Annotated in this window: 7 protein-coding genes; 1 reads left to right on the forward strand and 6 read right to left on the reverse strand. The window is 36.5% G+C overall.

Annotated features, from left to right (window positions below; all coding sequences use genetic code 11):
- The first annotated feature begins 23 nt into the window (after positions 1-23).
- The gene (locus tag ACWQ4X_RS07435; protein ID WP_005028669.1) at positions 24-425 is read left to right on the forward strand and encodes a hypothetical protein; all 402 of its coding nucleotides are present in this window, start codon (positions 24-26) and stop codon (positions 423-425) included.
- A 48-nt stretch (positions 426-473) separates the two neighbouring features.
- On the opposite strand, the gene ACWQ4X_RS07440 is transcribed toward ACWQ4X_RS07435, so the two are convergent.
- The 6 genes from ACWQ4X_RS07440 to ACWQ4X_RS07465 form a co-directional block, all read right to left on the reverse strand.
- Positions 474-2,330 (reverse strand): hypothetical protein, encoded by a 1,857-nt coding sequence (locus ACWQ4X_RS07440; protein WP_457903227.1) that lies wholly within the window; start codon positions 2,328-2,330, stop codon positions 474-476.
- Positions 2,331-2,427: 97 nt separating this feature from the next.
- Positions 2,428-2,910 (reverse strand): hypothetical protein, encoded by a 483-nt coding sequence (locus ACWQ4X_RS07445; RefSeq protein ID WP_005028671.1) that lies wholly within the window; start codon positions 2,908-2,910, stop codon positions 2,428-2,430.
- Positions 2,911-2,918: 8 nt separating this feature from the next.
- On the reverse strand, positions 2,919-3,707 hold the full coding sequence (locus ACWQ4X_RS07450) for a hypothetical protein (protein WP_005028672.1): 789 nt from the start codon (positions 3,705-3,707) through the stop codon (positions 2,919-2,921).
- A complete protein-coding gene (locus ACWQ4X_RS07455) occupies positions 3,661-4,233 on the reverse strand; it encodes a hypothetical protein (protein WP_125297400.1) in 573 nt (190 codons plus the stop codon). Before ACWQ4X_RS07455 ends, ACWQ4X_RS07450 begins: the two co-directional genes overlap by 47 nt.
- A 272-nt stretch (positions 4,234-4,505) precedes the next feature.
- Positions 4,506-4,937 carry a hypothetical protein gene (locus tag ACWQ4X_RS07460; protein WP_005005806.1) on the reverse strand — a complete coding sequence of 144 codons (432 nt, stop codon included), beginning with the start codon at positions 4,935-4,937 and terminating at the stop codon, positions 4,506-4,508.
- A 9-nt stretch (positions 4,938-4,946) separates the two neighbouring features.
- Positions 4,947-12,173 carry an LPD1 domain-containing protein gene (locus ACWQ4X_RS07465; protein ID WP_228261979.1) on the reverse strand — a complete coding sequence of 2,409 codons (7,227 nt, stop codon included), beginning with the start codon at positions 12,171-12,173 and terminating at the stop codon, positions 4,947-4,949.
- Positions 12,174-12,189: the final 16 nt, after the last annotated feature.

The following is a 12,189-nucleotide window of genomic DNA, read 5'->3' on the forward strand; positions in this document are numbered from 1 at the left end:
CTTTAATAAAGGGTTTAAGCCAAATGGAAAACATACAGAACGAAGAAGATATACTTCAAGACGCGACCAGAGCCGTTTTTAATTGTGGCACTAGTTTTAGTGAAGCTAAAGTAGTTTCCCTTACTGACGAGTTTAACCCACAACCTACACTACAAACACAACGAACCAACCTAAAATATATCTACGACAATAAACTACCGAATGAAATTGGACGTCAATTAGCGCAAGAACCAGAATACCAAGAAGAAACACGTTCATTACTTGTTGGTCACTTTAAAGAAATGGCTCTAGAAGATTTAATTGAGCAGCAAGATTACCAAAACCGCTACAAACAAACAGATCCAGAATTGGACCAAGACAATGAATCTGAAAACAATATGGATAATGAATACACATCACGCCCACCAGAGCCTAGACCTTGGTAAGCCTAACCATTAAAAAGAAAATGCCCGAATGATGGGCATTTTTTATATCTACGTAATATCTAGCTTCAAAAGTTCAGATGGATCTATGCGCTGACGGAATGAACATGCGAGTTCTTTTACAATTTGATTTTGATATTGTTTGCGGTCGAATGTGTCAAAAGCTGAAACCTCAATTTCAGGATCAGTGATTGCATTTAGAAGATCCTTGGTAGCATTGAGTGATGCGGTAGGGCAAACATAGATAAGGTTAAGCACTGAAGTACGAAGCAAAATATCTAATAAGTGATATTTGGGCGGTTCCAGTTCCTTATCTACATTAGAAAAGTAGTTCACAAGATAAATGTCATTTGATAAATGCAGATTGATATTGTCAATGAGATCTTTGGTAACACCGTCAAGAATGCCATTCACCTTCAACAAAAGTTCAGTGTTTTCTATGTCTTTAATTTTTTGCGTATCGACACGTTCATTAAATAAGTTGTTTAGATTTCTCAAAAACTTTGGTTGTGGCGCCGTAGTTTCAAAATACATCTGATTTTTAATACGGTTCTTCATGTAAGTTTGGATAATCTTAGCTTCAGAAGAAAGAAACTCAATCTTAAACGTGTCGTATGACACTAGATCAATAAATACTTGCTGGCCAGCACCCGACTTAATATCAAACCAGTTCATAAAAATACTGGCTTTGAGTGATTTCAATTGTTTAAGAATAGCCGTCTTCTCAAAATCATTCATATTGAAGTAGCTACTTGAAAAAGTATCGAGATAAAACTTCCATTTATCTTGCACTATATTCCACGCTTGATTAATAGAAATGATTGGAGCATCTATAATTTCATCTTTGATGAATTTTGACAGCTCATATAATTCATTTAAACGTGCTTGATAGTTGAAGTCTTGAGTAATCACATTCTTTTCTGATGTTGTGGACTCAGAATCCTCAAGATCCGCACCAACCAATAAATAAGCATCGGTTACTTTTGGTGTTTCCTTATTTGACGGTGCTGGTACTGGAGCACTAGAAAGTTCAGTGGAAAAAGTTTCATCATCTTCCGCTGGCGTATACGGCGGTGTAGTCTCTTCATTAGGAGAACGTGCGTCTGTACGTTCAGCAAAAAAGTAAAACAATTCTTCTTGCGGTGCAACTTTAAACGGCGTCACATTATTATTAATGATTGCTTTTACAATATGGTTTGCCAGTTTAAGCGTGTAGGATAGGGCATGTATATAAAGCTCTAATGTTGCAAAGTTACTGGTATCAACTTCATTAGCACCAAACCAAGATAGGTTACGCAGTTCAAGCCAGCTCGTGAAAGAATCGTGAGAGCTATTAAAACTTAGATCTAAGGTCTTGGACAAATAGATAAAAACACAAAACAAAAACCTATTTTTGTACTCATACTTAAATACATCAGAATCGGTCCAGATCTTATTCTCAATGAGAGCAAGAATGTAATTTAAAAGCTCATGGTGTTTAATCGAATCGATTAAGTTGTCTGGTAATACTTTTAGTTTATTAAGGTGTGGTTTTACAGGTGCATCATTGGATGGTTTAAGGAAGTGGTAGAACAAGTTAAATGTTTGCGTATCATCTATATCAATTACAGGTTCATAATCATCTTCATCTACGTTATTTAGATCCTGTTGAATATCGACTATTTGCCCGGTGTGACCTTCTGAACGGTCAATCTGGCAGATACTAAAAAGAACAGGCAAAACCCCGACAATATTACGGTTGTCAATTGTTTGATATTGGGTATCAAAAAATATCGTATCAGCTAAAAACGTACCTTTATGATAGTTGAGAAAGAAGAATAGTACGTTATTTAAAGAACGGTGATTTTCACCAGAAGAGGTGTTAGAAATAGCGTTAAAGTCATCGAAAAAAACTAAATTTGTATCCATCTAAAAATACTTTAAACCACACCCTTAAACTATTACTAATAAGCATATAAGTTTTAAGAGAGGGTTTAAAGTTAATTTTAAATATATTTAATGGAGTTTAAGACATCGGGCTTTGTAAGCGCTCTACATTTGATGAAAGGTCAGAAACATCTTGCTCTAAAGTCATTGCCTGGTCTATCGCACGTTTCATTAAATATTCTTGATTAATTTCTTTAGGCTCTTTACGAGTAGCATTCTTTTGTTCTTCTTCTAATTTGAAACGTTCAAAAGCGAAAATAGAACGAATAATACATAAGCTATCTTCAAGTAGGTCTGAATGCACTTTAGGAAAAATTAGATCAGGATCTAAATCAGATGCGACTTGGTTAAACAGCATAAATTGATCGCGATGTTCGATAAGAAATTCATCATATGTACCGAACTCAGATTCGATCATATCTGGACAATTTGCGAGAGTAGAGACTTTCGTATCTTGTGATAACAGAATTGAATCACCTGATGGCGCAACTAAAGCATGAATAGGTTGTTCTGCAATAGGAGCCAACAACACTACAGTAAATGGGCGTGTTTGGTTTTTCATGGTTAGTCCTAATTAATATAAAAAAAGCTTTGGCCAAAAAGTCTATTTTGAAATTTTGGTAGGTTAATGGAATCGAATAGAAGGTCCGTCTCTTTAGTACACTTCTGATTAATTAGATAAATGATATTTTGAAGAAGTGCAATTAATTTAAATGGACTGTTGTATTCATTGAATATGGGTGCAGCAATGCAAAGAGTCTTTTTTCTATCGGTTGATAATGCCCATGGGTTCACCAGGGTAAAGCTCACCTTGGCATTATTATGTTCAATTGGTCGTGCATAAATATCAAGAACATCGGATAAAGTAGATACCTTTAATTCTTTTGAAATGTCAGTAAGAATCTCACTGACTTGAAGCGCTGTTTTATCATGAATATCGCTTATAGTGATGCAAACACCACTATTACTATTCATTAAATTTGCATAAAGAACTTCAATAACCATGGACTCGTCTTTGGATAAATCCTTTAAATTGGCATTGACTAAATCTATGATCCGATCTGATTTTTGTTCAAGTTTAATTTGAAGCAAAAGCGGTTCATTCTTTTTTGAAACAGGGAGTACTTTATAATCGCTAAGATTGTAATTTAACCGCTTCATTTCAGTAATCAGTGTTTCTTTGGCATTATCAAAAAGCTTCTGATCTCTCTTGGTTAAACCAATAACAAAATTTGTGGACATGAGTATATTCATGATCCACAAAGCAGTAGATAAGGATAAAACACTATCCTTAACAACTTCTGAATCTGAATCAGAAAACCCAGATATTTGCTTGATTTTGTCGGTTATCGAAATCATGTGAACCCTTGTTTAATTCGGCATTTTCATCTGAAACTTTGTCAAAAAGATTAGTTTGATTAAGTACGTCTTGGATATTTTTTTGTGGATCATCACTGAGTAAACATTGGAATAGGGCGCTAATTAAAGTAGCAAGTGATGCTCCATAGTCATTGGTACACTTGATTAACTGGCCAGCATCTAAGCAAATTGGTGTTTCATCATCATAAAGCAAGTGTAATTCTGGTGATTCAGCATAAACCAACTTTACATGAGTATCCGTGATGATTAACTCAACTTCTAAGTACTCATTATTTTCAACAAAATATTTAAAGCGCAACATCAATGCATCATCGCCACGTTCTATATATACAATTTGTCGATCGGTCGTATTGGTATGGCTGACGAATCTATTCTCTTTTGTGATCTGATCAATGTAGTTCAAAAAGATGGTTTTGAGTGACGCACTTAAAATACCTTTGGCAGCGAGTTCACTTTTCAAGTAAGGCAGAAAGTTTTCAAGATTTTCATGCAATGGTTTTTGCATTCGATCATCTCCAATGGGATTAATAAAAGGGCATACACATCAAATGTACAGCGACTCAGTTATGACTATTTCGTTATAACAGTTACTTAAAAGACTGCAGACTGTTTGACTTATAAAACTGATACTTTCGCCACACTTTTAATTCAGAAATATCTAACTTGTTTCTAAATCAATATGGCTTTATTTGATTATAAAGCCACATTGAAAGTTTAAATATTTAAAAATTATTTTTAGTATATACCTAAATCTAAGATTTAAAATGGATCTAACTTTTAACTGGCAAACTTTGTTGCTTTGGTTAAAAGGGTTAAGTCTTCATGGAATTGATTTTTTAAAAACCCATAGTTAAAAACGTAACTAATAAAGGTGAAAAACTCTAATTGGTTCGGTATTTTGTCTTCAAGAATACTGACCTCTAATTGCAATGTTCCTGTTGCACGTTTCTTAGAATGAAACTTAAGACCATCAAATGTTTGACCGTAATAAGTTGATATTTCCAAGAAAACTAAACGGAAAAAATAAGGGAAGATTTGAGAAACAACACGCTCAGGATCATCAATTTGAGTTAAACGTCTACCGTTGTGATATTTAAACTTAATACCATCAGCCATACTTTTTTCTACCAACAGGCGAATATAGGCATGACTACGAGTAATCATGCTTTTAAGTGGCGTTTTTGCTTCATGAATATTTTCGTATTGCATTTAGTTATCTCACATCTCAAGTCTTAATTGGTCAGCTTCATTTTCTTTTTCAATCGAAACTTCAGCAATAATTTTTTGGGTATTTTCGTTTTGCAGATCTTGATCAAATATTTCATTCACACAAGTTTCGACTAATTGTTCAGTCAAGTTTCTGCAGATCTCAAACTCTAAACCTTTAGGTTGTACGGTAGGGTAGCCGTCAATTAAAAATGAGTTTTTCATTTCATTTTCATTTGAAACTTTAGAGTACAAATAAGTCTCAAAATAACGGGCAAACATTTCGGTACTGGTCGCGTAATACGGCGTTGCACGATTTTCAGCACTGTCGATATTTAAACAATCCTTTTTATAACGCGATAGATTGTCACTAAAACGAATATCACCTACGCTTACTTCTACGTCTTGCGACTTATCAAAGAAGTTTTGCATTTGAGTATGAGGATTTTTAACACCCTCAGGCATGTACTTCTCTACCAGGTTATAGAACTTGTATTTAGATGACTCTATCAAGTATTCAGATAGGTTTTGCGATAGTGTTTTTAAATCCACATTCGCTGCAGTCGCAACACCTGTAATTTTTTCTTCCAAACCGGTTGTAGGTAAATGATGTTCTGGCTGGCGCATATCATTAAGTTTTTGCTGATAGCGCTCAAACGACTTAAAGCTTATAGCATTAATGTCAGTGTTAATTTTAGAGACAATGACATCCACCTTGTCTTGAACCGTACTGAAGAAAGATAGGTTTTTATCAGCTTTATATTCACGCTCATACTTCTTCAAGTACTCTTCAATTTTCTCAAACTGACGGCGAATGAGATCTTCATAGTGCTTTTGGTGCCAGTCAAAGAAGTTGTTTAAAGTTTTGCGCGTAGAATTAGGATAATTCTCTTTATTCTTAATCACTTCATCATGCATTGAATCAGCAACAATGTGGTACGCCTTGATTGCAGTCTCAGCATTCTCATGAAGTACTTGACCGTAATTTTTCATTGGCTGAACTGGCTCATTCATCATCGCACGATGTAACTTTTCAAAAGCACGACCGGACTCAGTAACAGGGGAGTATCCAGCATCCAACATATTTGATAAGAAGTGTCGTGCACCTGGTATCTCAAAATTAGGGATGTCTTCATAATAGTCCTGAAGTACAGAACGATTCATTTGAGCGTGATTTTTATATACTTCCGCTTTTTCCAACATCCCCAAGTGTGCATCTAGCGCATGGCCATACTCATGAGCCAAACTTCCAGATCCGCTATCACGAGTCAAGTTAACCACGTTCTTAGACAGCTCAAAATGCGCTGCAGATCCTTTAATTCCGCGTGAAGCCAAAGCAACACCCAAGTTCAATAAACCATTGTTTGATTTAAAGCCCATGAGTTGTTTTAAGTCAGCCAATGAGTCATACACGGCATTAACCAACTGTTGAGCCACAGGACTAACTTTATTGCCTACTTCAACACCACGGATAGAAAAGTCATCTTTAAGCTTGAATGAATCCACATCGGCACCTTGGCGATGATCAGGACCAGTACGAGAGTAATTTAACAATCCGTAAATGCTTGATTGGACTTTTTCAGTCACAAAGCCATTTTCAAGTTTTTTCACTTCACTGGTAAATGACGGCAAACGTGGTGCTTTAGGTGTATTCACAGCTTCAGTCGTTGCTTCTATAACTGGTGCAACAGGATCTTTAACATAAATAGGTGCAGATTCAGCTTTAACTAAACCACTTTCAATCGCACTTTTCAGAACGTATGGTTCAAGCACAGTTGAATATAAGCCAGTGCGTTGCATGTTGCTGATCGCATCGCTCACATCTTTAGTGACTTTCGACTTACCGTAAAAATCAAAGATCTTACCTGTTGATAGAATCTCACTGAGTTCTTTATCAATCGTTTTTTCGATGATTTTCTCAAGCTGAACACTGATACCGCCTGTATGTTCTGGCATAATGTAGTACTCATTCAAATTGCTAAGCAATTCGAAGTAGTTTTTGTAGTTGTTCTTGGTACCTTTACTATAAAGCCCGATATAGTCTTTACGTTGGCGATCAGTCATACCAAGACTTTCAGCAGATAAGCTTTTATTGTTTCTTACCGCATGAATCAACTCTTCTTGAGTATCTACCATCAAATTTCTGATGTTAGAAACAACAGCCACATACGCACGTAATTCTGTCGCACGTTGGCTATCAAGCATCAACGCATTTTTAGAGAATAACGGTTTAGTTGGGCAGTAGTCATACATTGCCTTTACGAATATTTTGTCATCAATACCGAGTGGCGTATTGGTGTACCAAGCTTGGAATTCTTTATTTGCAACGATTTTTGCTTTTCGATAGTCCGTAGCTGTTTGATCGGCTGATGTCGCTGAAATATATTCCAATGAAATATATTCTCCGTAGCGATCTTTATGTGCACCGCCAAACTTGGCACCTACATCACCTAAGTACGTAGCCGGGGAGTCACTTGGCTCTACCTTTACATCAACAGGCACATATTTGTCTTTTGGTACCAATTGATCGATAAACGTGAAGTCAGTAAAAACACGGTTTTGAAGTTGTAAGACATCTTCAACTGAGCGCATACTTTTAACAGGAAAAACGCACAGAGACTTGTAATCACCGTGAATATCGCCTTTATCACCAAAAAGTTTAACCGATGCATATTCATTGTCGGTCGATGGCTTGATGGCCAAAAACAATTTGTGATTTTCAGTTTTGATATACGGCTTTATGTGTGCAGTTTGATCGTATAGAGCACCAAGCGTATTCGTAATCAAAGTTTGGAAATGCAAACTTGCTAACTGTTTATTCTCAAAGTCAGTTTTGTGTTTAATCTGAATTTCAGGCAAGTTAGAAAGTGCTAATTGCTCTAAAGTGGTACCGAAATTAACCTTAGATTCGATAGCATTTAAGATTTCGTGACTAAACTGGTCTACATCATCAAAACCAGTAATCAATTGATACTGATAGTCATGAGACGGTATACGAAGAAGCACGGCAGTCAATTGAGGCTCATAGTCCGTATCAACCATAAACAATTGCGGTGTTTCATCTTGTTGAGATGATTTGTTTAGCAACTTGTATTGGTGAACTTTAGGGTTGGAACCTACAAAATGCTCAGCATAAGCCTGTTTAACCGTATCTTGTAATGCTTTGACATGCTCAAGCATGACGGCATTGACTTCATTTAAAGCGGTTAAGGTTTTATATTTTTCTGCAAACGCCTCATTCACGGCGATCTGCTCTAACATAAATCTAGGCTGAATATCCTCAAGTTCTGGATTGCCTACACGGTTTAATACAACACTAAATTTGAGCTTATTAATGAATGGATCAGGTTCACCATTGATACCATTGCTAAAAAGTTCTTTAAGATCGCTTTTCTGAAGTTTAGAGTTCACCAAATCAAACGGATGAACTTCTTCAAATGCCTGAACATCAAAAACTTTGGTTAAGTTTTTAGGCATGATTGCTGTCTGGCCATCTACATGAGCGATAACATAGGTGTACGCTGGAGAGATGTTGCTCAGAAGCTCAGTGACTTCATTCGGTTTTTTATCGTAGCTAAGATCCTCAAACTTTTCGTATGTTGCAGAATTAAGATTGCTGATGAAATCTAATTTAGAGTTGAAATTAGAAGGATGATCAGAAATGTACTGGAACATCTTGTTTGGTAAAGACGTAAACACTTTATTGATTAAAGTTTGCTGACTGTCTTTAGCTTTGAAGAAGTTGAGATCTGACTCGTAATATTTTTCAAAAGTGAACTTAGCTGGAGGCATAAACGTCATGCTGTTGCGTGAAGTCGATAACTTAAACAAAGCATTCGCAGACGTTTTAACCGCATCTCTATCATTAAAGCCAGTAGCCTTATGCATATTGGCATCTAGGGAAACTGAATGCCCAATAAACGGCGCATTTTTGTCTTTATGATTGTAGAGGCGTATATACTGAAGATCATTCTTTTGAAACACGGTGATAAACAAATCATGATCAGGGATCTTGATTGCGCCGTGGTGATCTTCATAGTGCTTTACAGCATTTTCTAGCTGAGTGTTAAAGTATTCAGATTCACTATTGAACTGTACGTTCTCTTCTTCAGCTGATAGCGAAAAATATTTAACGTTATTCTGAAAAGCTACATTAGGTTTGAGAAGATCCTTAATCACCTCAAATTCTTTTTGTACTTCAACATCAAATTTGCCAAAAACTGTACGCTGATTAATATCAATCAGGTTCAGATAGTTGAATAGCTGAATGTTGTTGTAGTTGTGGTTCGGTAGGGCAGTTTTGTTTAACTGGAGCTTACCATCTTCTAACTGCATGCTTTGGACTTGCTTTAAGTCATCTGCAGTCAGCTCTACACCAAAGACTTTCTTAGTTTCTTGTTTGAGCTCTTTATCTTCACCAGCAATCACTAAGGCAGCTATTTTTTGTGCCTTGTCATAATCGCCATCTTCTAGATATAGGGTTTTCTCAACAAAATACTTGGCAATGTTCGCATACGCTTGATTTGTTGCTTTGTAGGCATCGGTAGACAATGAATAATGTTTGTTTTCATCAAATTCATTTGATTTAACGGTTTTAACTTTTAAATCGTCAATGTCACCCGTTGGTTTAATCTGAACATAGATTTCATCTGCAGCGAGATCCATGTTCGAGACAAATAAGGTCGAATTTTTAGAATAAAACTGACGTTCGATACTCGACAACAAATCCTTTGCATCTTTGCAGTCTTCTTCGATGTCAGACTGCATATCTTCAGCAATCGACTTGATGTTTTCGCCACGGTCATCCTTTGTGATAAATGACCAGTCTTGTTGCGGATATTTGGCTGTTAATGCCTTTTGGAAGCTTTGAACTTCAACAAAGCGATTGAACTGACGGTCCAGACTAAACCCATCTGTATGTGATGAAGTTTTAGCAAAAATATCCTCAGGAACAGAATCAGATTTAGTCTTACGATTAAAGTTTTCACTTGCATTTGGCACCAATAAATTACGGAATAAAATCTCATTTACACCGTTCTTTAAGAATGACGCACTTTTAGTTTGTGATAGAGATTGTTTTAAAAATGCTTCATCAAAGTTTGATTCATCAAGAAGCCGAGTAAACTCTTCAAAATACGCTGAAGCTAATTTATCGTTATTAGCAAGATCAGCCGTGCACAGATCGCTTAACTCTAAACGCTGTGCATCTTGCTCTAGCTCTAACGGCGCAGAAAAATCACCAGCAACAAAATCATTGATATTTTGCTCAACATAATTGTTCGTGCGTGACATCAACATATTAACTGCAGTTTCATTATTCACAAATTCCTGAAGCTCAGGCGTGTTAATTGAAACCAATTGATTGTCGAATTGCTTAGATAGTAATTTGAACAGATCCGCTTTGTGTTGATTACTTTCTACTTCAGATTCAAAACCTACAAATTTGCCGTTTTCATCTTTAGCGTAGTAGAAGCTGTTTTTATTAAACAAAAAGGTATTTGTTGCAGACGTAATGCCAGATACCAAAGTTTCACTTTGCCATAAGACTTTTTTAACTTCATTGTACTGTTTTGAGATCTCAACATTGTGTGTGTCGATTTCGTCAGAGATCGCTTGAATATCATCTACGCTGAAGCTTTTTGTTTGTGTAGCTGAGCGCACGACATCTTGAATTTCAGCATATTTCTGATTTAGATAATCACTATATTGCTTCTCAATTTGTTGAGCTTGTTCGGTAGCCTTAGGAATGACATAGACATCCAAGATCTGTCTAATTTCAAGCATAGACGGCGCGAAATCACGCACCTTGTCATTGCCTCTTGCATCCAATAATTCTTCAGGAAACTTTAAGAGCTCTTTAAGTACGGCAACATCATCAATTTCTGGAGTAGGGAGGTCATTTGCAATGTTGAGTAGATCAGACTCAGTAATAGATGCCTTCTCAGTTGCCTCAAAATTAACATCAAGATCATTCAAGATCTCGTTAACATTTGATTCATTGAGTTGTTCTTCTAGTTTACGCTGTTTGATTTCAGCAGATTGGTGATCATAGAACGCATTAAACTTAGGAACGATGTTTACAGAGAATTCAGAGAACTCTTGGCTCAGATCGGCAAAGAAAACTTTACCTGTTGGCATCTGGCGTACCATTTGTTGTAAGACATCATGGCGAAGCATGGCAGCGTCATACACCATCTTATCTACAAGGCGTGTTTCAATACCTTGTTTAGACGCCATCCATGTGCCGTGTTCATCTTTATAAAAAGCTGGAATACCTTGTTTAGCTGATTCTAATAGCTTTGGATACGGCAATTGCTGTTGATTAAACACACGGTCTATCACAACAAGATCAGAAGCTAATTTTTGTACATAAGCATCAACATCTTTAAAGCTCATGTTAAACATTCTGTTGCCACGGCCATGCTCAATCAGCTGATTAAAAGTGGACTCGTATTCATGAGCAAAATGCACCAGGTTAATATTGTCATTTAACCCCAATGCTTCATACGGATCATGAGCAAAGATTTCAGGAATATGGCGCAAGTCATCAATAATCAGTAACGAACCATCTTTTTCGTAATTGACGGGTACTGCAAATGGAGACAACTTAATTTTGGCTAGTTTATCTGGACTTTCGCCACTGGCCATCGCCGATTCTTCATCTAGATAGACTTTAGAGAAGATATTTTCATAGCCATAATCTTGAAGACGATTAAAAGGAATTTTTGAAGACTGAAATTGAGCCAAGTAGGATTTGTTCGATTCCTGAAGACTGGTTTTCAGCGTATCAAGGATATTAGATCCATTGTTTAGCTTGCTGACATACACTTCAGGGAAAGCGGAAAGGCGTTCGGTCGCTGATGCGAAGTAACTTTTCCAGTTCGGAATGTTCTTTTTAAACGGTAGATTGGTGAGATAAATATCTTCTTGCTTAGTCGGTACTTTCATATCGTTGGTAAACGCTGGAAAGACCTTCTGAAGATCGTTTAGATCGATACCAGACTTTGCCGGGTTTTTATAGTAGTACGCATGAATACCATCATCATTTTGCACTTCATAAAAATGGGCATCCATTAACACTTGTTCAAATTGCTTAGAACTGTTTTGTTCAATAGATTTTTTGAATTGCTCAAATTCATTAACAACAAGCATCGCCGTTTTTGGGCGAAAATTGTTGGCTGGCGATACTACAAGACGCGCACCAAGACCAGTTAAATTAGGCCATTTAACTTCATTCACTTTATAGTCTCCTACT

The organism is Acinetobacter sp. NigerLNRRAM0016 (assembly GCF_054112845.1).

Excerpts from the sequence above, each read along its gene's own strand:
- ACWQ4X_RS07435 (WP_005028669.1), top strand. The coding sequence starts at position 24 with ATGGAAAACATACAGAACGAAGAAGATATACTTCAAGACGCGACCAGA.
- ACWQ4X_RS07440 (WP_457903227.1), bottom strand. The coding sequence starts at position 2,330 with ATGGATACAAATTTAGTTTTTTTCGATGACTTTAACGCTATTTCTAAC.
- ACWQ4X_RS07445 (WP_005028671.1), bottom strand. The coding sequence starts at position 2,910 with ATGAAAAACCAAACACGCCCATTTACTGTAGTGTTGTTGGCTCCTATT.
- ACWQ4X_RS07450 (WP_005028672.1), bottom strand. The coding sequence starts at position 3,707 with ATGATTTCGATAACCGACAAAATCAAGCAAATATCTGGGTTTTCTGAT.
- ACWQ4X_RS07455 (WP_125297400.1), bottom strand. The coding sequence starts at position 4,233 with ATGCAAAAACCATTGCATGAAAATCTTGAAAACTTTCTGCCTTACTTG.
- ACWQ4X_RS07460 (WP_005005806.1), bottom strand. The coding sequence starts at position 4,937 with ATGCAATACGAAAATATTCATGAAGCAAAAACGCCACTTAAAAGCATG.